This window comes from Acinetobacter sp. YH12201 (genome assembly GCF_013418145.1).
Lineage (GTDB): Bacteria > Pseudomonadota > Gammaproteobacteria > Pseudomonadales > Moraxellaceae > Acinetobacter.
This window is the reverse complement of record NZ_VPCP01000057.1, coordinates 1-22,528: the sequence shown is the minus strand read 5'-3', so window position 1 is coordinate 22,528 and position 22,528 is coordinate 1. Positions and strand designations below refer to the sequence as shown.

At 41.5% G+C, this 22,528-nt stretch carries 18 protein-coding genes and 4 pseudogenes; 14 read left to right on the top strand and 8 right to left on the bottom strand.

Going from position 1 to position 22,528, the window contains the following annotated elements:
* From FTU91_RS11460 to FTU91_RS11450, 3 genes and pseudogenes are all read left to right on the top strand, one after another.
* Positions 1 to 795 (top strand): reverse transcriptase domain-containing protein (locus FTU91_RS11460; protein ID WP_257221721.1); only part of this gene is annotated, 795 nt, incomplete at its 5' end.
* Between the two features lie 89 nt (positions 796 to 884).
* On the top strand, positions 885 to 1,895 hold the full coding sequence (locus FTU91_RS11455) for a hypothetical protein (RefSeq protein WP_180082218.1): 1,011 nt from the start codon (positions 885 to 887) through the stop codon (positions 1,893 to 1,895).
* Positions 1,896 to 1,990: 95 nt separating this feature from the next.
* Positions 1,991 to 2,742, top strand: a pseudogene (locus tag FTU91_RS11450) (IS5 family transposase).
* Between the two features lie 96 nt (positions 2,743 to 2,838).
* Here the strand turns inward: FTU91_RS11450 and gcvA are convergent.
* Positions 2,839 to 3,750 (bottom strand): transcriptional regulator GcvA, encoded by a 912-nt coding sequence (gene gcvA, locus FTU91_RS11445; RefSeq protein ID WP_180082217.1) that lies wholly within the window; start codon positions 3,748 to 3,750, stop codon positions 2,839 to 2,841.
* Between the two features lie 225 nt (positions 3,751 to 3,975).
* Between gcvA and FTU91_RS11440 the strand changes: the two genes are divergently transcribed.
* From FTU91_RS11440 to FTU91_RS11405, 8 genes and pseudogenes are all read left to right on the top strand, one after another.
* Entirely contained in the window at positions 3,976 to 4,659 is a 684-nt protein-coding gene (locus FTU91_RS11440; RefSeq protein ID WP_180082216.1) for a cupin domain-containing protein, read from the top strand.
* The gene (locus FTU91_RS11435) at positions 4,656 to 5,738 is read left to right on the top strand and encodes an FAD-dependent oxidoreductase (protein ID WP_180082215.1); all 1,083 of its coding nucleotides are present in this window, start codon (positions 4,656 to 4,658) and stop codon (positions 5,736 to 5,738) included. Before FTU91_RS11440 ends, FTU91_RS11435 begins: the two co-directional genes overlap by 4 nt.
* Before the next feature lie 227 nt (positions 5,739 to 5,965).
* Positions 5,966 to 6,096 (top strand): annotated as a pseudogene (locus FTU91_RS11430) (MFS transporter); the annotation flags it as partial.
* A gap of 51 nt (positions 6,097 to 6,147) precedes the next feature.
* Positions 6,148 to 6,518 (top strand): annotated as a pseudogene (locus FTU91_RS11425) (DDE-type integrase/transposase/recombinase).
* A gap of 102 nt (positions 6,519 to 6,620) precedes the next feature.
* Complete coding sequence (locus tag FTU91_RS16615; RefSeq protein ID WP_251992257.1) at positions 6,621 to 6,938, top strand: hypothetical protein; 318 nt, start codon at positions 6,621 to 6,623, stop codon at positions 6,936 to 6,938.
* A 441-nt stretch (positions 6,939 to 7,379) separates the two neighbouring features.
* Positions 7,380 to 7,871 carry a macro domain-containing protein gene (locus FTU91_RS11415; protein WP_086197561.1) on the top strand — a complete coding sequence of 164 codons (492 nt, stop codon included), beginning with the start codon at positions 7,380 to 7,382 and terminating at the stop codon, positions 7,869 to 7,871.
* 308 nt (positions 7,872 to 8,179) lie between these two features.
* Positions 8,180 to 9,703, top strand: a complete 1,524-nt coding sequence (locus FTU91_RS11410; protein WP_180082214.1) for a cryptochrome/photolyase family protein — start codon at positions 8,180 to 8,182, stop codon at positions 9,701 to 9,703.
* Between the two features lie 3 nt (positions 9,704 to 9,706).
* Positions 9,707 to 9,859 (top strand): DUF2256 domain-containing protein, encoded by a 153-nt coding sequence (locus FTU91_RS11405; protein ID WP_086197563.1) that lies wholly within the window; start codon positions 9,707 to 9,709, stop codon positions 9,857 to 9,859.
* Here FTU91_RS11405 and FTU91_RS11400 read toward each other — a convergent pair.
* The gene (locus tag FTU91_RS11400) at positions 9,856 to 10,119 is read right to left on the bottom strand and encodes a TIGR03643 family protein (protein ID WP_071852191.1); all 264 of its coding nucleotides are present in this window, start codon (positions 10,117 to 10,119) and stop codon (positions 9,856 to 9,858) included. The two genes, FTU91_RS11405 and FTU91_RS11400, sit on opposite strands and share 4 nt — an antisense overlap.
* A 289-nt stretch (positions 10,120 to 10,408) precedes the next feature.
* Here FTU91_RS11400 and FTU91_RS11395 point away from each other — a divergent pair, with 289 nt between their 5' ends.
* Positions 10,409 to 11,986 carry a Na/Pi symporter gene (locus FTU91_RS11395; protein ID WP_180044449.1) on the top strand — a complete coding sequence of 526 codons (1,578 nt, stop codon included), beginning with the start codon at positions 10,409 to 10,411 and terminating at the stop codon, positions 11,984 to 11,986.
* A gap of 410 nt (positions 11,987 to 12,396) precedes the next feature.
* Positions 12,397 to 12,591 (top strand): hypothetical protein, encoded by a 195-nt coding sequence (locus FTU91_RS11390; protein ID WP_257221720.1) that lies wholly within the window; start codon positions 12,397 to 12,399, stop codon positions 12,589 to 12,591.
* Positions 12,592 to 12,789: 198 nt separating this feature from the next.
* On the opposite strand, the gene FTU91_RS11385 is transcribed toward FTU91_RS11390, so the two are convergent.
* The 6 genes from FTU91_RS11385 to FTU91_RS11360 all read right to left on the bottom strand — a co-directional run bounded on the left by FTU91_RS11385 (position 12,790) and on the right by FTU91_RS11360 (position 22,064).
* Complete coding sequence (locus FTU91_RS11385; RefSeq protein WP_180082219.1) at positions 12,790 to 14,682, bottom strand: bifunctional UDP-sugar hydrolase/5'-nucleotidase; 1,893 nt, start codon at positions 14,680 to 14,682, stop codon at positions 12,790 to 12,792.
* A 258-nt stretch (positions 14,683 to 14,940) separates the two neighbouring features.
* The gene (locus FTU91_RS11380) at positions 14,941 to 17,400 is read right to left on the bottom strand and encodes an ExeM/NucH family extracellular endonuclease (RefSeq protein WP_180082213.1); all 2,460 of its coding nucleotides are present in this window, start codon (positions 17,398 to 17,400) and stop codon (positions 14,941 to 14,943) included.
* A gap of 335 nt (positions 17,401 to 17,735) precedes the next feature.
* Positions 17,736 to 18,914, bottom strand: a complete 1,179-nt coding sequence (locus FTU91_RS11375; protein WP_180082212.1) for an acetyl-CoA C-acetyltransferase — start codon at positions 18,912 to 18,914, stop codon at positions 17,736 to 17,738.
* Between the two features lie 81 nt (positions 18,915 to 18,995).
* A complete protein-coding gene (gene phaC, locus FTU91_RS11370) occupies positions 18,996 to 20,765 on the bottom strand; it encodes a class I poly(R)-hydroxyalkanoic acid synthase (RefSeq protein WP_180082211.1) in 1,770 nt (589 codons plus the stop codon).
* Between the two features lie 122 nt (positions 20,766 to 20,887).
* Positions 20,888 to 21,232, bottom strand: coding sequence for a phasin family protein (locus FTU91_RS11365; RefSeq protein WP_086197569.1), 345 nt, complete (start codon positions 21,230 to 21,232; stop codon positions 20,888 to 20,890).
* Positions 21,233 to 21,317: 85 nt separating this feature from the next.
* Positions 21,318 to 22,064, bottom strand: a complete 747-nt coding sequence (locus FTU91_RS11360; RefSeq protein WP_092819548.1) for a beta-ketoacyl-ACP reductase — start codon at positions 22,062 to 22,064, stop codon at positions 21,318 to 21,320.
* 379 nt (positions 22,065 to 22,443) lie between these two features.
* On the opposite strand from FTU91_RS11360, the pseudogene FTU91_RS11355 reads away from it, so the two are divergent.
* Positions 22,444 to 22,528: pseudogene (locus tag FTU91_RS11355) on the top strand (IS5/IS1182 family transposase); the annotation flags it as partial.

The following is a 22,528-nucleotide window of genomic DNA, read 5'->3' as shown; positions in this document are numbered from 1 at the left end:
ATGCGTGCACTCAAGAAACACTGTGAAATTCCATGGATTCTTTTATATGTGCAACGTTGGTTAAAAGCACCAATGCAACACATAAATGGCCATCTTTTAGAAAGGAATCGCGGCACACCACAAGGTGGTGTTGTGAGTCCTTTATTGGCGAATTTATTTATGCATTATGCTTTTGATATGTGGATTACGAAACATCTTCAAAGTGTACGGTTCTGCCGTTATGCAGATGATGGCGTAATTCATTGTCGGAGTTTATCTCAAGCCAAACTTGTTTTACAAAAGATCGATGCACGATTTCGTGAATGTGGTCTCGAATTGCATCCAGACAAGACAAAGATTGTTTATTGCCAAGATATTAATCGTCGTAAAGCATATCCCGATGTTCAATTTACTTTTCTCGGGTACACGTTTAGGCCCCGTAAGGCTGTGGACAAGTATAAAAGAGTTTATGTAAATTTCTCTCCTGCAGTCAGTCGTGATGCACTTAAAGCAATGCGACAGACTATTCGGAAATGGCATCTACATCTGATGTGTAATCGCGAATTAAGTGATTTATCTGCAATATTCAATCCAATTCTTCAAGGTTGGCAGCAATACTATGGTCGATTCCATGGTTCAGCAATGTCAGCGATCTGGCAACACATGAATGCTTATCTTATACGCTGGATGAGGCGTAAGTACAAAAACTTGGCCCGTCATAAAAGACGGGCTAGATATGCCTTAGGGCGACTTGCGCGTGATTTTCCAAATGCCTTTGTGCACTGGAAAATGGGATGTTTACCATCGGTTGGATAATGGGAGCCGGATGAGCTGAGAGGTTCATGTCCGGTTCTGCGAGGGGCTAAGGGTGAAATTCCCTTGGTCTACTCACCCTGACGATTGCCATGCCATGGATTTATCTGGCTCATCTCAAGTATCCGGCATTCCTGCAATACTTCTTTATTGACCAGCAATTTAGCCGCTTCAGTTCCGATCAGTTTAACAACCAGCAACCATGGCCATTTTATCTGCTTTGCTTGATGTTCAGCTTTTTGCCTTGGTTATTTGTTTCACAGTTCAAGTTTTCTAAACAAGCTTTAACCCAGCAACTTAGTCAGCCAATTTTTATCTTGGTGGTATGGTGGTTTATCTCTGTCACGGTATTTTTCTCTATTCCACCATCAAAACTGGTAGGTTACATTTTGCCAGCAACTGCTCCTTTAGCGATCTTAATTGCCACTATGGTTGATAGTGTACTAGCAAATCAGCGTGCTAATAAATTTCAGATATGGTCACCTACATTTTTTGTCCTAATTATTGGTATTGCTTTTGCAACATTACCGGTATGGGCACAGGATAAATCGTTCCTGAATAATGTGAATATGGAACAACTGTACTGGCTCGGCGGCTCGGTTATAATTTCCATTATTTTATTCATGCTTGCTTATCAAAAGCAGCTTATTTCTCATTTCAAACTGGTGTTGGCTGCAGTTGTCGTGCTATGTATGAGCATCAGTTTTGGTGTGAAAATTCTGGATCAAAAAAACAACGCCACCCAAGTTTCATTCCAGAAATATATAACGCCTGATGCGACCATCGCATTTTACAACTATTATTTTTACGATGTGCCATTCTTGATGAATTTACAAAAACCTGTATATCTGGTGGATGACTGGGAACATGTTGGTCTCGACAGTTCTGCATTTCAAATTAAAGATGGTCTTCTGTTTGAACCTGAACGTAAACAGTATCGCTGGTCTGAAAAAAATCTTGCTCAGAAAGTACAATCAGGACAACCGGTCGTGATCTTGGCTCGTACCAACTCTTATAAAAATAGCAATCCTCATGCTCAAGTATTGCACTACCGTAACTATGATGTGTATTTCTTGAACTATCCTCAACAGGTACAAAAATAATATTGGACTATTACTAGGGCGTGTCCTCATTTGAAGAATTGTTTTTAAATACTTAAAATCCTCCTTTAAGCTCTTTTCATCTCTATATTTTTTCAATGGCACGTACTCTTCTCACCGATGATATTTGGCAGCAAATTCAAGATACTATGCGATTACACGGTTGTTACTGTTCAAAAAACAGTAGAAATATCATGGAAGCCATCTTATGGAAACTACGTACGGGTGCGACATGGCGTGATATTCCTTAAGAACTTTGCCCTTGGCAAACTGCTTACAATCGCTTTAATCGCTGGGCAAGTAAGGGATTATGGGATAAATTTTTTTTAGATTACGAGGCATTCTGGATCAGGAATGGGTATTCATTGATGGAAGCTACATACGCGTGCATCAACATGCAAGTGGAGCTCGGCATGGTTTCGAAAGAGCAATTGGACAATCACGCGGTGGACGAACAACAAAAATACATCTTGCAACCGACGCGAATGGATTACCGATTGATTTTAAAATCACTGGGGGTGACGTCCACGACAGTCAAGTTGCAAAACAACTGATTGATATTGTAGGCGAGGCAACTTATCTCATTGCTGACAAGGGGTATGATGCTGAGCACATTAGAATGTGTGCCAAGAACAAGAATATGATTCCCATTATTCCATTGAGATCAAACAGTAAGAGATCGAATAAGGAATTTGATAAATATCTATATAAATTAAGACATTTAGTTGAAAATGCTTTTGCGAGATTAAAACATTTCCGTGCTATTGCAACTCGATTTGATAAACTAGCACGCAATTATAAATCTATGATCCGTATAGCCTGTATATTTATTTGGTGCAAAGCCAAATGAGGACACGCCCTAGTATCCTAGACACATTTTATCTGAGCTACCTTATGTCTAGGATACTGGGAGCAGTCCAATTTGTAATAGTGCAAGTAGTTTGATTCATAGTGCTTCACCCATCAACCATATTTTAAATGCTACCAGTTTTGGCATATTCTGACATTCTTCTCGATACACTATATGATAGGCCAATGTGGAAGAGCATTTCATTTCTGGATATAAACGCCGCAAACGTCCTGTTTTTAAATCATCTGCTGCCATGACACTTCTCGCCAAAGCAATTCCATGTCCATCTATGGCTGCCTGTAATACCGCAGCCGAATTATTGATTTTTAACCCTCGCTGGACCTGTTGATTACTAATCTGATTGTACTGTAACCATGTATTCCAAGTGGTAAAACCTGAATGGGCATCCATGGTTAAATCATGGATTAACGGTAGATTTAATAAATTCTTAGCGTGTTGTAACTGTTGCTGATATTTTTGATAAAAGGCTGGTGAGCAGACAGGAAAAACCTCCTCATCCATTAATTTCTCTGCAACTAATCCTGGCCAGCTCCCCTGTCCATATCGCACCGCAATATCAATTCCATGACGACCAAAATCCACAGGCTTTAAATTGGTATCCAGTCGAATATCAATATCAGGATAGGCTTGTTGAAAGTTATCAATTCTTGGTAGTAACCATTTCGCTGCAAAGGCTGGACTAATGGCAACGGTTAACACTCCTGTCGAGGTTTGAGCCTGTAATTTTTTCATTCCAAGTGTCAGCCTATCAAACCCAGCACGAATATCAGGCAATGCCATCAATGCTGCTTCAGTTGCCATTAAGCGGGCCTTCCCCCCTGTGCTTCGCTGAAACAGGGTGATACCCAAATAATCTTCCAGACTTTTAACCAGTTGCCCAACTGCTGCAGGGGTAACATTCAGCTCGGCAGCAGCAGCCGAAAAACTGTGATGCCTGGCACTGGCTTCAAAGGCCCTTAATGCATTGAGATATACAGGTGTTTTCATTCTAAAGATTTTCTATCAATCATTAAAAGATTATCTCGTTTGTTTATATAAGACATGAATCATAAAATCAATCTATACGAACGACATACAGCATGCACATGTCAGGGCAAAAATTCAACTTGATAAAGGATCGTATTGTCATGAATAGATTTTCTTTGAAAGTAGTGATTGTTACTGGTGGTGGTGCAGGTATTGGTAAAGAAATTACAATGGATGAGACAAAGCATGTTGATTAATGCTGATTTTTCCCAGATGGCTGTGGTTAAACCCAACGATTATCAATGGGTCAAATCACCTCGTGGTGAAGTTGAACGGGTCATGCTGGATCGAGTGGGGAATGAAACCGCCCGTGCCACCAGTCTGGTTCGTTATGCACCGCAAACCATGTTTCCAGAGCATGAGCATCCTTTAGGTGAAGAAATTTTAGTGCTTTCAGGAACATTCACTGAAAATGGCCATCAGCATTATCCAGCAGGCTGGTATTTACGCAATCCAGACGGTTCAAAACACACCCCATCCAGTGAAGATGGCACACTCATTTTTGTCAAACTCATGCAAATGAGCAAAGATCATACCGAGACGATACGTATCAATACTCATGCGTCTGAAAACTGGCAAACAATCGGTCAACGTCTGATTTGTCCCTTATATGTATCTCATAATGAACATACCTATCTCGAAAAACTTAAACCACATCAAAACTTTGATGAACACAGCTTGAAGGGTATAGAGCTTCTGGTTATACAGGGTGAATTGATTATGAACGGGGAAACTTTTCTGGCAGGTTCATGGGTTCGTTTACCAATTCAAAGCAGTCATCACTTTTACGCGAGTGCAGCAGGTGCAACGCTGTATGTAAAAACAGGCCACCTTTCCTCTGCGCAAAATTTTGTGGAGCAGCAGTCATGATCCAGACCAAGATTGCGATTATTGGTGCAGGGTTAAGTGGTCTATATGCTGCTTATTTACTGGAACAAGCCAAAATCACAGACTATATTGTATTAGAAGCAAGAGATCGTTTAGGCGGTCGTGTGTATTCAGAGCAGGGATTTGATTTAGGTGCAACATGGATCTGGCCTGAACTCAACCCTGAACTCATGCAACTGGTTCAACAACTCAAACTTCCCTTTTATGAACAGTTTGATACAGGTAGGTTCGTCTTTGAAAAAAAACGGGGAATAGCACCGGTACAGTTATCGAGTCCATGGGAATCAACGCAATCGATTCGCCTTGAGGGAGGAATGAGCAGCCTGATTCATGGTTTAGCCCAACAGATTCCTGCACAAAAAATTCTGACTCAACAACAGGTCACACATATTACCCAACAGGAACATGAACGTATTCATTTAACCAGCCAAGACCAAGTCGGCAGCGAAACGCGTGTTGAAGCGAATTACGTTCTGATTGCCCTAGCACCTCGCCTCACTGCTCAACAGATTTTATTCTCTCCAGCCTTGCCTTCATCTCTATTGAGCCAGTGGAACAAGACCGCTACATGGATGGCACCTCATGCCAAGTATGTAGCAGTTTATCCTGAAGCATTTTGGAGAAAACAGGGCTTGTCTGGTCAAGCCAGTAGCCATGTAGGTCCTATGGGTGAAATCCACGATGCATCTACATCTAACGGTTATGCTGCATTATTTGGTTTCTTGGGTATTCCTGCAAATGTCCGCCAGAAAGTCAGTGAACATGAGCTTATGGCACATTGTCGGGCACAACTGATTCGCCTGTTTGGTTTAGAGGCGGCAACACCCGAAGATGAATATATCAAAGACTGGTCAACAGACATTTTCACCGCTACCGAAGAAGACTGGAAAAACCCTGCTAGCTCTCATGGAATGGCACCTGAAAATACCCCGAATGACCATATTGGGACAAACCGTATTATTGGGATTGCCAGCGAATGGTCACGACACTATTCAGGCTATTTGGCAGGGGCAATTGATGCTGCTCAGGTGGGTATTCAGCGTATTCAACAACACGTATGAAATACGATAGCTCATTTTGCACAAGATCTAAAAAGTCATATAGGTTAGCCGGTTTGGCAACTTGGAAATGGTTGAATGAAACATTCCCACTGAAACAGGCACAGCAAACTTATTCAAGAATGAAATCTGGTCAAGTCCAGTTTTGGGTTGTACCGACTGTATACCAAAACTCTCATTCGTTGCTTATTCACCAAAAATTTAGGTTTCGCTCTTATGCTGCAAATACCATGCACCGTCAGGTTTTATCCTGGCTAGCTCACAATCTTTATTCCAGACCGTTTCAGTGATGGTGATGACGATTGGTGGTTTGGCAGGTGCCAATACCCCGACACTTGCCACACTGCCGATGGCACTGTTGCAAATAGCCGCTAATGGTAAGCTAAATCGTTTTTAGTTACAGGTTAAGCATATGAATCCCTTCCATCGTCGGCATTTTCAGGGCGAAATCATTTTTTTGGCTGTACGCTGGTATTGTAAATATGGCATTAGCTATCGTGAACATCAGGAAGTGCTTTATCACGGTTAAAACAGGAAGGAAAATGTCCGCCCACCCTTGAGCACAGGCAGATTAAATATCACAATAACGTGATTGAATGCGATCATGGTAAGTTAAAGCGCATCATTAGTGCCATGCTGGGGTTTAAATCCATGAAAACAGCTTACGCTACCATTAAGGGCATTGAGGTCATGCATGCACTACATAAAGGTCAGGCTTCGTCATTTTATTATGGGAATTTTCAGGGTGAAGTGTGTCTAATCAACAGGGTGTCTGGTCTCTAAGCTTTTTTTAAAGGGAGATCATCGATTCAGATTCCTATTTGCAACAGTGCCCAAAATAATGATGCTATAAGCTTTCTTCAATAAGATTAGATAGGGAAACAGATGCAGAATAAATCGGGTAGGGAATTACAAGTATTGGGGCAGCTCAGTAAGATTTTACTCACGGTTGCTCTGCTTTTTATTGCTTGGGTATGGTTGCTGCATTTTCCTTGGTCGTGGGTTTTGAATACAATGATTATGATGGAAATATTTGCCGTAGCTTTTGTACTGTTGTGCGAATATCAAGGTAGTGAGGTCAATGGAGCAAGTGGCTGGATTAGCTTTGCTTATTTGATCTTACATGCCTATGTAGCAGTGATTTTGGGAGTAATGCGCTTATTGCTTTGGTTATGGCAGTATGTGTTTGCTTATTTCTTTTGATGAGAGCAGCTTTAAAGAATTAATACGAGTATTCTTTTTTATAATTTTTGGCTGAATATTAGTAAAAATAATTAGCACAAACGTAAGCATCCAGTGAAACATAACTTTTTTCTTTCGGTTTAAAAACCCAATGATTCAATTATATTGCACTTAAGTCTAAGAACAAATGCAGCAGATATGAGACCCAGTTTCAGAAAAGAATGCTAATCTGAATATAGCAACTTATAGGTTGATTTTTAAACCAATTTATTAATTTTTTGATGCTAATTTTTAATAAAAATGGGATTGCTCTACCTGTAAAATTATAACATAAATTTTTATAAAATTTATTAATTAGCAAAGACTTAGTGGTTATTAAATTAGATAGAAAAATAGCAATGACTAGCTAGAATGAATATAGAAGAGAAGTTTAACAAGACCATTAAAACAGGAGTCAAATCTATGATTTATGAAGTATCTGGAGATATTTTACTGAGTAATGCACGTGCAATTGCCCACGGTGTTGCACCAAATGATAACTTTGCAACAGGTTTAGCTTTAAGTCTGCGTGAATACTGGCCGGCCTTATACAAAGACTTCCGTAACTATTGCCATATTAATCACCCTAAAGCGGGAGAACAATGGACATGGGTGAATGCTGAAGGTCAACGTATCGTCAACCTGATGACACAAGAAGCGGCTTATGATAATGGTTCCAAACCAGGTAAAGCATCGACAGAATATGTCAACCGTACTTTGAAAAACTTAAAAGAGTTGATTGAAGAAGAGAAGATTGAAAGTTTAGCGTTACCACGTCTTGCAACAGGCGTTGGCAGTTTAGACTGGGAAGATGTACGCCCACTGATCTATAAGCACTTAGAAGACTTAAATATTCCAATTTATATCTATACTTTGTACCAAAAAGGCGTAAAAGCGGACGAACCAACTCATTAATTGTTCGCTTGTCTTGTGGAAATAAATTGTTCCCAAACTAATAAAATTGAGTGAGTCAATTTGATATCCCCTCTTTATATTTCATTCAGAGGGGGTATTTTTATGGGGGAATATTCAAAATCTGGATCTAGCAATAGCTTTTACGGGACTGTTCAGTCCTGAAACCTTTGAACAGAAATATTTTAAGAATTTAGAGGAATCGGTTGTCCACAATATTGTCTAGGATCACTTTACTGATCGATATTTTCACAAAAAATTGAAGTCACTATATTTAGACTACGCTATCTTTCACGGGTTCTGAGATCAGTATGCGTTTCGGTTTAATTCTGGGTGACCAGCTTCATCATCAGCTTGCTACACTCAAGGCGCTGGACCGTACCCGGGATGTGATCCTGATGGCTGAAGTTGTTGAGGAAGTCACATATGTCAACCATCATCCGCAGAAAATTGCCCTGATTTTTAGTGCCATGCGTCATTTTGCCAAAGAGCTCAAAGCTGAAGGCTGGCGTGTACGTTATCACACCTTTCAACCTGCTAGTCCGATTCGTAGCCTGCTGGATTTCGTGCAGGCGCAGCAACAGCTATTTCCCGTCACAGAACTGGTGATAACCCACTGCGGTGAATACCGCTTGCAGCAGCAGATTGAACAGCACTGGAGCCAGCAGCTGCAACTGCCGGTACAGTGCCTGAATGATAACCGTTTTTTCTGTAGTCCAGAGCAGTTCCGGAAATGGGCCAGCCGCTACCAGACACTGCGTATGGAATATTTTTATCGGGAAATGCGCAAGCAGACCAGCTATTTGATGCAGGGACAGCAGCCTGTAGGACAACAGTGGAACTATGACAGTGCCAATCGCAAGGCCTGGTCAGGCAGTCCGCCATTGCCTACACCACTGCATTTTGAACGCGATCAGATTGATCTGGAGGTGCTGCAACTGGTTGAATACGAATTTCCCAATCACCCTGGCAGCCTTGACGATTTCCGCTGGGCCACCACACGTAGTAATGCCCTGCTTGTATTGCAGCATTTCATTGATCACAGTTTACCTTATTTTGGCGACTATCAGGATGCCATGGTTCAGGGGGCAGACACGCTGTTTCACAGCTTGCTCTCGCCTTATTTGAACTGCGGCCTGCTGCTGCCCAGAGAAGTCTGTGATGCAGCAGAAGCTGCCCACCATGCCGGTCATGCACCGTTAAATGCAGTGGAAGGTTTTATCCGGCAGATTCTCGGCTGGCGCGAATATGTCCGCGGGATTTACTGGCTGTACATGCCGGAATATGCCAACCGTAATGCACTGCAGCACTCAGCCCCACTGCCACAATTTTACTGGACCGGCCGTACCCGGATGAACTGTATGGCGGAGTGTTTCCGCAATACCTTTCAGCATGCCTATGCGCATCATATCCAGCGTCTGATGGTGACCGGCAATTTTGCCCTGTTAACTGGTGTAGACCCGGAGCAGATCAGCGAGTGGTATCTGGCCGTCTATGCCGATGCCTATGCATGGGTAGAACTGCCGAACACGCTGGGCATGGTGATGCATGCCGATGGAGGCTTGATGGCCAGCAAACCTTATGCGGCTTCGGGTAATTACATCCATAAGATGTCAGATTACTGCAAGCACTGTAGCTACAATGTCAAAACCCGTACCGAGCCGGACAGCTGTCCGTTTAACAGCCTGTACTGGTATTTCATGATCCGGCATGAAGCGATATTCCGCAATCATCCACGTATGGGCATGATCTATCAGCAGCTGGATAAACTTAAAGATCGGCAGCAGATTATAAGCCATGCCCAGCAGCTCCTTAGCCAGATCAATGAGTTATAAACGATGAAAAAACAGCATCTCCCTGAAAAAATATGTATCCACTGCTTGCGCCCTTTTACTTGGCGCAAAAAATGGCAACGCTGCTGGGAGGAAGTCAGATACTGTTCTGAACGATGTAAACGTGAGTCCAGACAGCGGCCAAAACAAAGTGCTTAGAAACGTTTATACTGCCGTGAACAATAGGCCCGAATGACATCGGGTGAACGCAGTTGCAGATGTTTGGTTTTTCGGCCGGTGACCCGTTCACGCCACATTTTAAAACTTGATGCTTTCATATTTTTCCGCATCAAGCGGATCACCGCCGCTTCATTCAAACCAAACTCACGCTGGATGGCTTCAAAAGGCGTTCGATCTTCCCAAGCCATTTCAATGATCCGTGACAGGTCCGCTCCTACATATTCAATTACTTGACGCACCACATACCCCTGATTGCTTTGATTTTTAAAATAAAAATTGAGCGATAAAATTTAAATTTATGTCTCTGTGTATTTTGGTCAGATCAAGCTGACCGACATCATTTTAAAAAAATGCAGATGAATATTTTGTGATTTTTTTACCTGGATTGTATTTTATTGCAGTGCTATCGGGCTTTTGAGCTCAACCCGTGATCAAAATCCCTATGACCAAATCCTATCCTCGGATTGTAGTTAATGACATCGCCTGGATCAGACGGTATGCTGATGCTAAAAACACCTTGGGAAAATTGTGCTCGAAGTTATTGCTCAGCTCTGTGGCGGTATTGGTTTATTCTTGATTGGCATGATTTTAATGACCGACAGTCTTAAGGACATGGCTGGTGAAACCTTACGGCTATGGCTGACCAAATTTACCGGAACACCGTTGAAATCACTATGTTCTGGTATTGGTCTGACCTTGATTGTCCAGTCTTCTACAGCGACGACGCTGGCGACTATCGGTTTTGTCGGAGCTGGAGTATTGAGTTTCTCCCAGGCGATTGGGGTGATTATAGGGGCCAATATCGGAACGACCAGTACCGGCTGGATGGTGGCTTTACTCGGGGTGAAATTTTCTATCACCACTTTTGCCTTACCTCTGATTGCTGTAGGTGCGTTGCTCAAATTATTAACACATGGGCGTTTGGCCTTATTCGGTTTTGCGCTTGCAGGTTTTGGCCTAATTTTCTTTGGGATTGAGCAATTACAGCTTGCGATGTCAGGTCTTGCTCAACAAGTCGATTTGTCCATTTTTCACTATGATTCATTCTGGCAGAAACTGTTTCTGGTCTGGATCGGACTGATCATGACAGTCTTGCTGCAGTCTTCCAGTGCCGCTATTACCGCGACTTTAGCAGCTTTAGCCAGTACTGCGATTGATCTGCAGCAAGCCTTGTTACTGGTGATTGGACAAAATATCGGGACAGTGGCAACCGCAGTACTGGCTGTGATTGGCGGCTCGGTGAATGCCAAGCGGACTGCAGCGGTGCATGTGGTTTTTAATGTGGTCAGTGCGATATTTGCTTTCTTTTTGTTGATTCCCTTATTTAACTGGGCCTACCGTCATGTTCAATATATTGCTGAATGGGATGAAGTCGTCATTGTGGCAGCATTTCATACTTTATTTAGCTTAATCGGCGCATGTATTTTTATGCCCTTGATCCATCCCTTTAATCAGCTCATTTGTAAGTTTTTACCGCAGAAAAAGTCCGGTGCCCTAGAAATTCTGGATGAATCCAATCTGGACATTCCAAGTGTGGCCATCATTGCTGCAGAAAAAGTGACTTATCAAATCCTGATTCAGATGTTTGAGATATTACGTCGTGCATTTCAGGAAGGCGTCAATCTGAGCCCAAAACAATTACAACAATTAGATCAAGAGATTGAGTATCTAGAGGCGTATTTAGAAAAAATAGTCGTTCCAGAATATCAACAGGATAAACAGCGACTGACCTCTTTATTAAGGATGATGGTGTATATTCGGGTTCTACGCAGTGATCTGGAAGGTGTTCCCTATGCACTGGCTATTCGAACCCAACCACAGATTTATCAAGTGGCTTTAGATTTTTTAAATATTCTCGAGCATTATGTCAGCCATCCGGATTTTTTAGAAAATGCTGAAAAGATTGAGAATTTTAAGCAGGAAGTGACCAATCTCAAACAGTGGAGCGATGAGCATCGGACAGCCTTACGTGAGGAAGTGATGCAATATGCCACTTTGAACCGGCTGAGTGCAGCCAGAAGCTTAAAACTGCTGGCAGCAAAACGCTGGCTGGACCGATTAATTGCCCATACCAAAAGATTATCAAAAGTACTGGCTGAACGTTAATGCTGAGAACAGTTCTTGAATGGTTTTTGGGTATAGGCAACATGAAGGTTGGGCTAAATCTCGAAGGATGAGGTCATTTGGGGTGACTCGACAATTACAAACTTAGTTCTGTACACTCAATTTGATCATGCAAATACTGTCTTGTCATGTCCTTGCTGTTTTCCCATATGCATGGATTGATCTGCTCTTTCGATGACATTTTCCAGTGTTTCATCGTATCCGACTCTGATTACACCAATAATTGCTGTGATATATACGGCTTCGCCATTTTTTAATAGTAAATATCCAGAGAACTTTGGTGCAACAAAGCCAATACAATATAAAACTATCTCTTTTTTTTGCGTCCGCGCATTCTAATTGGGTCGGTTAAACAATCGGTAATTTTATAATTTTTGAAAAGGATAAATAAAATGACCAAGCAACAGCACCCCAAAGATGAATCGGAATCTAAAAGAGCTGAAGAACAGACAAATCAAGCAAATCAAGAGGATCTTCAGCCACAAAAGAATCCTAAAGATAAATCTGATCAGCATGAAATGCATAAATCAAGTCACTATCTCAGCACCATGATACAACAAGCAATTATAAGCAACCTCATTGAGTAGGATTCTATTACAGTAGAAGGCTGAAGATATTCAAAAATTTTAAAGACAAAACTGCACAATATTTTGGAGTATGCTCGCATACGATAAAAAATGGAAAAATTGACCAAGACCAGATTTGGAACTTGACTATAATGATTTACAGGCTCTACATGCTCCGAGTCAGTCATCATTCGGCTGACCCGGACTAATCAAGTCAGCTTATTCTTTATAAGTCTGCGTACTGTAGCGTTCAACAGCTAAGCGTTTCAACACTTTTTCATTTTTTGCATAATCCAAGAAGGCTTCAGCATAATCCAGTCCCACCTCTACACGTCGTTCACCAGTGATATTTTTAAAACTGCTATAAAAATCTTGACCATCTGCCAGAAAATTAATGGTAATCACCTGATAGGTCTGGTCTGGATTTAAAGCTTCATAAATTCCTTGTGCATTGCGAACTTTTAAGTTGGATATCCGTTGACCTTTGGTTTTGGATAAATCTACATCCCACTGCAGTCCACCCGCGTAGGGATAACTACCGGTATTGTTATTTACGACTGCATCCATCGCATCTTCAAGTACATTTTTAATTTCTAGCCCAGTCGCCTTCAATTGCACCAATGTGTTTTTAAATGGCAATACCGTATAAATTTTCTCTACAGAAATATCACCTTGGGGAAGATCTACCCTGACACCACCGCCATTTTGGATCGAGATATCGGCATTAAAATACTTTTTACCTTGTTGCAAAAATGCTTCAGCCACGAGTTGTTGCACATCACCGCCATGTTGGTTGGTAAAATCTGATTTATTACAGATGTCCCCTAACGTGGAACGTGAGGTATCTTTTGTCGTTCCGGGTACACGACGCAGGCATAGATTTTCTTGGGCATTGGCAACAATTTCCTTGCCCAATAAATTTTTAGCAACTTTATACGGTTCCAGGATAGCTAAAGCTGCAGCATTAGGTTGAATAATACGCAAGCTGTTACTGCTTTCAATATCTTTTTTAATCACATCCAATTCAGTAGTATTCAGGGCTGGAGCATCTTTAGCACTGCGCTTAAAATCATCTCCAATTAATACATTTGCTTTGCCGGTACATGCTTGAACTTTTCCGTTGGCATCAAAATTTACTTTTAATTGACCAACCACATAGGCATATTGCCATGCTTGTACAACACAAACCTGTTCACCATCTTTATTTTTTAGGGTTGTTGGGTAGTTTCCTTCTGGACTCATTCCATAGTTTTTCAGCTTTGCATCTGCCAGCAAGGTATGTGAATCACCACCCACAATGACATCAACACCAGACAATTGTGCAGCCAGTGCTTTATCCATGCCATAGCCTAAATGAGACTGTACAATAATCTTATTAATGCCTTGTTGCTTGAGCTGATCAATATAGTTTTGTGCAGTGGTTAATTCATCTTTAAAAATGGTATCTGCATTCGGACGAGAGGCATTCTTGGTTTTATCAGCAATCGTTAGACCGATTAAGCCAATTTTTTGCCCTTCTTTGTCCATAATGGTATAAGGTTTTACCAGATCAGTCTGGTAGAGTGCTGAGGTTTTTCCAAACTCGACATTGGCACTTAAAACTTGTGTTTTATTTTTACAGCGACCTTTATTATTCAAGAAACCAATAAATTTTTTTAAGCCTTCATCGGTATTATCAAATTCATGATTGCCTAATGTTAACGTATCGAAGCATACCGTATTCATGAGATCTGCTTCGGCTTCACCTTCTTTTAAAGTAAAGTACAAATCGCCAGTGATGGCATCTCCTGAATGAATTTTTATCGGGTTTTTCTCCGTACTGGCTAGGCTATTCATCAGTGCCGCAACTCGTGCAAATCCGCCATTTGAAACCTGGATTGGCTCGCGATTACCTACAGAGGTTTCCAGCAGTAATTTGGTACTTTCTTCATCCAAATGTGAATGGCTGTCGTTAATATGCAATACATTTACTTCCAGCGGTTCAGATTGAATGATAGGCGTTATACTGGTACTGTCTTTAGTATCATTATTACACCCTGCTAAAAATATACTGGAAACGAATAGACTGCATGTGATACTTGAATATTGAATGCTTCTATTTTTAAAGGTCATAGCCATACCATTTTGATCATAATTTAATCATAAATAATGTGGGACTATTGTTTAAAATTCATGAATTTAGCTATTTTCCGCACAATAAAATAAGGAGAAATTTTATATTTCTCCTTATCGATTAAATCAACAAAAAAATTCTAAAGATCCTAGCATAGAGCTATTATCGAAACCTATCATTTAAGAATGTCTTGATGTGCTCAGCAATTCAGCCATCCGCTATATGTCTTCAGTTTTTTAAATTGATACTTTATTCAATCAACTCAATTTACGTCTGCGTAGAGTGGAAACTAAAACAAGCCCGGCTAATGCAAAAATTGACCATACTCCCATGCTGCCACCACTTATTTCAGTGCTATCAGGAGTGTTTGCTACATTCTCATTGAGGTCCATATCGACAATCACAGGATCATGATCGGAAGAACGGAATGCATTATCGCTATAGAATGCTGTGATTTGCTCTTGTGTTTTATATTCTTCATTATAATCTAAAGCTGTCGGCTCATCCGCATTGATGTGCCATGCAAAAGCACGCTTCACCCTTGGGTATAAGTTCGCATCGGCAATGGCATGATCTAAGTTTCCTGAACCGCCATTGCCATTAGTATCACTGGCTACGCCAAAAATATAACTATAGGCTGCTTTACCCTGACCAATTTTTTCATCATTTAGCAAAACCTTATAATTGGCTTTTTCAAATGCCAATATTGGGTCTTCTTTAGCGTAACTATTCATGTCACCGACCAGTAAATAATTGGGGTTATTCACTTTGGTCGGATTCGTTGCAATCCACTGCATCAATTTTTGTACTGCTGTTAAACGTGTCGCGTTCCAACAGCCCTGTCCATCACCTTGATCAGCATCTAACGAAGTTTTATCATCAGGACAACTGCCTTTAGATTTCAAATGATTCGGTATAATCGTAAAAATTTTCCCGCCAGATAAAGACTGGAAGCTTTGTGCCATCGTTACCCGGTTCTTTTGAGTCTGATCATCATAGACCGCGGGTTCTCCCACGGTTTTAACGCGCTTACTGTTATAAATAATAGCCACAGCAATTGCATCTGTACCCAGTTTGGTCATCTTCGGTGGAATGATATATTTCCAATCGGCACCTAAAGCTTTGCTGAGGTAAGCGACTGCACTTTTATCATCATAGCCATTGTTTGCAATTTCCATTAATCCATAAACATCTGCATCAATCGCTTTCAAAGCAGTCACGATTTTCTGATGCTGTTTGTTAAACTCGGATTGTGAGGTTGCACCGCGTTCCGTAGGAAAACCTTGGGTGGTACCATTATCATAATTCAATACATTAAAAGCAGCGGCACGAATTTGTCTGGACTCTTTTGCGGGTACTGTTGTTCTTAAATTTGAGTCTTTAATGATTTCAGGCTGTGTTTTATTTAAAATAGGTTGAATACGCCATGTATTAAAGCGATATTCCAAAATCCCTTCAACATTTTTCAACTGATAGCCACTTCTTAAAGTGTTTAATGCATTAAAGTTTTGCGGCAGCCATGGGGTTCTATTTTGATTGTTATAACCATCATCCAGGATAATTTTTGACAATAAATTTTGTTTGGCCAAATTGACGGCTTCAAGTGATTTTGCTGGATATAAATTGGTTGGAATATATAAGCGCCCCAAGCTTAAGGATAGCTCACCATATCGCCCATAATTATAATTTTCACTAATGGTTAAAGTCTGCGGTATTTTGACCAGCATCCCTTGATATCGTTTAGGGCTATGACCTTCTGCATCCGTCAAACTTGAGAAGGGCAATTGTAAAGGAGTGGCGCTAACCAGATTTTCAGCTTGTTGATTACAGGTTTGAATATTACTGCTGAGTTGATCGATCTGTAGCTGGTTCTGATAAGAAGTAAGACGACCTTTAAAAATAACCTCTTCACCTACTTTTCCACCAGTCACTGTACTACTTGCGGGTAAATATACAAAAATGGCGTTGCTTAAGCCAAGTTTAGCTTTACTGTCTGGGGATTGAATATAAAACCCGGAAAAACCATTTTGGTAACGATAATCAGCAGTGATGACTCCACGAACGATATATTGCTGATTGAGTGCAGCGGTTTGTAAGTCTGCAATTGGCGTATCGGCCGTACTGCAACTGATTTCAGCCAAGGTAGATTCAGTATTGACTGCACCTAAGTAACTGTTGAATGCATTTCGTTCAGACCATTTAGACCATTGGCTTTCTAACTCAAATGCTGCTGCAGGATCGATCGAAGTGACATTATTTGAAGTTTTAGTACGTGACAAACTATTTTGATAACTACTAAAACTGACTCCCCAACCAGTGCCTGGATCTTCCCCCACTCGACCAAAACGATCTATTGGCGTACCTTTATACAGCAGGACAAGTGCATCATCCCCATTAAAAGAAAGTCCTGCAACCTGATCAACTTTAGAACCAATTTCCGTCTGTAATTCTGAGCGACCAATAACGTATTTTGTTTTGCTTGCCAATGTACCTTGTAATGGAAAAGCTGCTGACTTAGTGGTTGATCCATTGCTAAATTGCTGAATTTCATAATCTGCTAAATTTACTGTACTACCATCAGGATTATAAATTTCTAATCCTTTACGGTTAGAGGAACCATCAATATATTGACTGAACATGAGTTGTGCATAACTTGGAAACGAACAGCCTAATAAAGCCAAGCTGAGACATAAGGTATGTGGTTTTAAAGTCTTCATATTTTTTAATGTTTGTTAAAATTTTGATTAGACTAATTTTTGTACATTACATCGTTATGAATGATTGATGACAGTTTTGCTAGAAAAATATAAGATGCTGTTTTAATTCAGTAAGTATCGGTTAAAGCACCTCCTAAATAATCGATACAATTAGCTTGATGTAAGTCCCCGCATAGTATTTTTAAGTGGGGACTTAGTAAATGATCATAAATTTTTAGCAGCGACTCCTGTTGCCAAAAAGTGACCAATATACAGCACACTGGTCAAAATATGTGAGGGACGTGTAGGCTTAAAAATCTTTATGCAACAAAGCTTCTCGCAATCAGAAATAATTTTTAAGATCGCTCAACCGCTAATGCAACGCCCATTCCACCACCAATACATAAGGTCGCCAGTCCTTTTTTCTTTTCGCCACGTTGCATTTCATGTAACAGAGTGACCAAAATTCGACAGCCTGAGGCTCCAATCGGATGGCCTAAAGCAATGGCCCCGCCGTTAATATTAACCTTTTTCATATTGAGGCCCAGTTCTTTCGACACTCCTAAAGCTTGTGCGGCAAAGGCTTCATTGGCTTCTACCAGATCAACCTCGTCCAAAGACCAGCTTGCTTTTTCTAATGTTTTTCTCACAGCATTTACAGGACCAAGTCCCATCACTTCCGGCTCAATACCAGACAGGCTATAGGCTTTAATTTTTGCTAGTGGCTGTAAACCAAGCTCTGCTGCTTTATCGGCACTCATCACCAATACGGCTGCTGCGCCATCATTAATCCCTGAGGCATTACCTGCAGTCACCGTTCCATCCTTTTTAAAGGCTGGACGCAGCTTAGCTAAACTTTGTTGATTCGTTTCGGGTTTGATATATTCATCACGATCAAAAACTAGCGGATCACCTTTACGTTGTGGCACTTGCACTGGCACAATTTCTGCGTCAAATTTCCCTTCCACCTGTGCTTTAACTGCACGCTGCTGAGAAGATAGTGCCAAAGCATCCTGATCTTCACGGCTAATCGACAGTTTTTCCACAATATTCTCAGCAGTCATTCCCATGTGATACTGGTTATACACATCGGTCAGACCATCATAGACCATGCTATCCACCAATTGCGCATTGCCCATCTTCTGTCCGTTACGCATCTGGATAATATGGGCACTTTGTGACATCGACTCCTGCCCCCCTGCCACGACAATATCGGCTTCACCAGTGGCAATGGCCTGTGCGGCCAAATGAACAGCGCGCAGTCCAGAACCACACACCACATTCAAGGTCGAAGCGGGTACTGAAACCGGAATACCCGCTGCAATTGCCGCCTGACGTGCCGGATTTTGTCCCACACCTGCAGTCAACACATTCCCCATAATGACCTGATCTACCTGTTCTGGCTTTATTCCGGCAGCGTCTAATACCGCAGCAATCACTACCTTTCCTAACTGCGGTGCACTGACGCTAGCCAGGCCACCCAAAAAACTTCCAATCGCGGTACGTTTTGCGGCAACAATCACAACTTGTTTCATTTTATTTCCTATTTTTTAACGCATGTCTTGCTTGATACTCCTGCCCCCATACGATTGGCCGGCAGTGAGAATACCTAAATGCTAAAACAGACTGACCTGTACATAACTGCCCGGTGCAGCTTCCTTGACAGGATAAGTTGCACTACCTAATGTACGCGCTGGAACCTGATCGCCGGTATAAGGTGCGATCCATTCCTGCCAGCGTAACCACCAGGATTCTGGATGGAACTGGGCATCTGCCAGCCACTGTTTCGGGTTTTCATAAGGTATATTATTGGTATAACAGCCATACTTGTTGCGGTTTGGCGGATTGACAATGCCTGCCACATGTCCAGATTCGCCGAGTACCAGCGTGCTTTCACCCCCCAGATAGGTAGATCCTTTAAAGCACGTATCCCATAGTGCAATATGATCTTCCTGGGTCGAGATAAAAAAGTTCGGTGTTTTCACTTTCGACAGATTTAAACCCACACCATTGATCTTGATCTTATTCGGCTGAATCAGTTCGTTATTGAGGTACAGATTGCGTACCAGGAAATTGTGCACATGTGCGGCAATATTGGTGCCATCACTATTCCAGTACAAAATATCAAAGTCGGACGGATGTTTGCCCTTCAGGTAATTTTCAATGTAATAGTTCCAGTACAGGGTATTTTCGCGTAACAGACTAAAGGTCACCGCCAACATACGGCCATCAAAATAGCCCACCTGTTGATTCAAAGTTTCAATCCCTTGAATGACCGGCTCATTAATAAAAGCACCCAAACTGCCTGGATTGTCAAAGTCCAACATTGTGGCCAGATAGGTGGCACTCTTGACGCGATTCTTCAGGCGTTTCGCCACATAGTACGCCTGCGTCGCAGCAAGCACCGCACCACCGATACAATAACCAATAGCATTGACCTCTTTTTCTCCGGTCATTTCCTCAATGACACGCATCGCCTCAACCGTACCGGAGGTAATCAGGTCCTCAAAGTGCATGTCCTTTTGTTCAGCTCCCGGATTACGCCAGGACATTAAAAATACGCTGTGCCCTTGCTGACGTAACCAGTTCACAAAAGAATTCTGCTCACGCAAATCCAGAATATAATATTTATTAATAAAAGGCGGGATGAGCAAAATAGGCGTCTGATATACAGTTTCAGTGGTCGCTTCATACTGTAACAATTGAAAAACCGGATTTTCAAAGACCACCGCACCTGGCGTATAGGCCAGATCTTTTCCCAAACGGAACGAGTCATTATTGACCATACGTACGGACAGATATTTGCTACTGTTCATGATATCGTCATGGAAAATTTCCATGCCACGCACCAGGTTTTGCCCGTGTTCCTGTACCGTCTGATGGATCACTTCCGGATTGGTCCATAAAAAATTGCCGGGAGAAAAGGCATTCACCATTTGGCGGGTGAAAAAGTGGATACGCTGGCGGACTTTATCTGGGATGCCTTCGACCTCATCCAGCATTTCTTGTACCAATTGACTGAAATGCAGATAGGACTGGGTCAAGAGATCGTAATTGGGTTCTTGCCAAAGTGTATCCTTGAAACGGCGATCACCCGGCTCAGGTTTCACGAGAGGCTGGATATCCTTGTTCACACTGCGCAGCATGATATTTTGGTAAATCTGCATCTGACCGATCCACCATTTGCTATGCATCTCGATCAAGCGTGCCGGATTTTTGGTTAATGCCTGAAAGAACAGGTTCATATCTTCACTGTTGACTTTGCTCAATGCATCATTGAGCGGATTATCGCCATAGTAAAATTCTTGTACTTTCTTCCAGATTTCTTCATGGACATCGAAAAAACGCTGGACGTTCTGATTAAACTGAAAAAGATTCTGCTGCATTTGCACCACTCCGCATACTGGGTCATTCCTCACTTTCCTATCAGGAATGGAATCGAAAAACGGGGAAGTGATCTCCACTTCCCCGCTCGCTAGTCTTCAATCTTCATTAGGACTGTTAACCGTTATTTATTGTTCGGCATCGATTCGCTAACTAACTTGTCAAACTCGGCTTTAAATTCAGTGGCCAAGCTTGCCAGTTTTTGGCCATCATCAATCATTTGCTGGCTGAGTTTGCTCATGGTTTCCACTTGCTTCATGCCACAATTGATCATACTTTGCATGTCTTTGACTTCACTGTTGGCAAAGACTTGCGACAATGTGATATCGGCATAATGACGTGCAGCATTGAGTTGTAAATTGGTCAGATCCGCAAAATTTTTTGCCACCAGACTGTTAAATTTTGCATAAGGTTCAAACATGTTTTTGTACTGAGCATTCATGTTTGAAAAGATATCGCCATATAGCATGTGTATTACTCCATTGATTTATAGTACTTAAAATTTAGTTATTGTTAAAAAATAAATGAAAAAACTGGCTCAGTGAGCACAGGACTTATTGCATGTATAAACCGCCATTGATCGATAAGGTTTCACCCGTAATATAGGTGCCATACTCACCGACCAGATACATGACTGCCGCTGCAATTTCTTCAGGCTGGGCAAGACGCTGCAAAGGAATCTGGTCTTCAATACTTTTTACGACCTCTTCCCGCATGGCAGTCACCATCGGTGTTGCCGTATAGCCCGGGGCTACAACATTCACGCAAACATTGGAACGTGCACCTTCCTGAGCCAGAGCCTTGGTAAAACCGATCATGCCCGCTTTTGCGGCTGAATAATTCGCTTGACCAAACTGTCCTTTCAGACCATTGACCGAACTAATATTGACAATGCGTCCCTGCTTTTGCTCCAGCATTTGATTAAAGACTGGATGGGTCACGGTAAATAGTGTCTTTAAATTGGTATCGATTACCTGTGACCACTGTTCGAAGGACATTTTCTTAAATGTTGCATCGCGTGTGATGCCGGCATTATTCACCAACACATCTACGCGACCTTCAGCCTGTATCGCATCCTCGATTGCGCTCGTCGCATCAGCATGATGGGTCAGATCGGTTAAGACAAAACGGACATCTTCCTGTTGGAATCCCTCACTTTTTAACCACTGCTTTTCACGGTCTTCCTCTCGAGGCACAACCGTTGCAATCACTTTATAATTTGCCTTTACCAGCTGACGACAAATCTCACTACCAATACCACCGAGTGCCCCTGTCACAAATGCGACTTTTCTTTCGGACATATCTTTACCTTTAGCAAATCGAAAAAATGGTTGAGTGAATTCACAAAGATTCTTTGGAATCTGGACTTAAATTAACCCTTTCTATGTTAAGGCTCGATTACAGGCGATCGATTTTTTATGAGCAAATGTAAATGGCTCTAGGTTTGAGTCACTGCAAAAAAGAAAAATTAAATAAATAATGCAAAAAAAATCACTAAAAAGTATAAATAACATACACTTAAATAATATATAAGGTATAATTTAACAAATTTGTAATGTAATGTCCGCAGACTGTTAAAGTTGAATAGAATTCAATTTTAGCCTTTTATTAATACAATAATTTTCTTATTTCATGTACTAGACCTCTTGCGAAAGTCAAAACCACCTCAATCTAAGTTTCATGAGATATCAGAACTTAAACCGTTTTTCAGATTCTGAATTTAAACGCTTGGTTGGCGTACCTCGACCAGTTTTTACCGAAATGG

Excerpts from the sequence above, each read along its gene's own strand:
- FTU91_RS11455 (WP_180082218.1), top strand. The coding sequence starts at position 885 with ATGCCATGGATTTATCTGGCTCATCTCAAGTATCCGGCATTCCTGCAA.
- gcvA (WP_180082217.1), bottom strand. The coding sequence starts at position 3,750 with ATGAAAACACCTGTATATCTCAATGCATTAAGGGCCTTTGAAGCCAGT.
- FTU91_RS11440 (WP_180082216.1), top strand. The coding sequence starts at position 3,976 with ATGTTGATTAATGCTGATTTTTCCCAGATGGCTGTGGTTAAACCCAAC.
- FTU91_RS11435 (WP_180082215.1), top strand. The coding sequence starts at position 4,656 with ATGATCCAGACCAAGATTGCGATTATTGGTGCAGGGTTAAGTGGTCTA.
- FTU91_RS16615 (WP_251992257.1), top strand. The coding sequence starts at position 6,621 with ATGCAGAATAAATCGGGTAGGGAATTACAAGTATTGGGGCAGCTCAGT.
- FTU91_RS11415 (WP_086197561.1), top strand. The coding sequence starts at position 7,380 with ATGATTTATGAAGTATCTGGAGATATTTTACTGAGTAATGCACGTGCA.
- FTU91_RS11410 (WP_180082214.1), top strand. The coding sequence starts at position 8,180 with ATGCGTTTCGGTTTAATTCTGGGTGACCAGCTTCATCATCAGCTTGCT.
- FTU91_RS11405 (WP_086197563.1), top strand. The coding sequence starts at position 9,707 with ATGAAAAAACAGCATCTCCCTGAAAAAATATGTATCCACTGCTTGCGC.
- FTU91_RS11390 (WP_257221720.1), top strand. The coding sequence starts at position 12,397 with ATGACCAAGCAACAGCACCCCAAAGATGAATCGGAATCTAAAAGAGCT.
- FTU91_RS11385 (WP_180082219.1), bottom strand. The coding sequence starts at position 14,682 with ATGACCTTTAAAAATAGAAGCATTCAATATTCAAGTATCACATGCAGT.
- FTU91_RS11380 (WP_180082213.1), bottom strand. The coding sequence starts at position 17,400 with ATGAAGACTTTAAAACCACATACCTTATGTCTCAGCTTGGCTTTATTA.
- FTU91_RS11375 (WP_180082212.1), bottom strand. The coding sequence starts at position 18,914 with ATGAAACAAGTTGTGATTGTTGCCGCAAAACGTACCGCGATTGGAAGT.
- phaC (WP_180082211.1), bottom strand. The coding sequence starts at position 20,765 with ATGCAGCAGAATCTTTTTCAGTTTAATCAGAACGTCCAGCGTTTTTTC.
- FTU91_RS11365 (WP_086197569.1), bottom strand. The coding sequence starts at position 21,232 with ATGCTATATGGCGATATCTTTTCAAACATGAATGCTCAGTACAAAAAC.
- FTU91_RS11360 (WP_092819548.1), bottom strand. The coding sequence starts at position 22,064 with ATGTCCGAAAGAAAAGTCGCATTTGTGACAGGGGCACTCGGTGGTATT.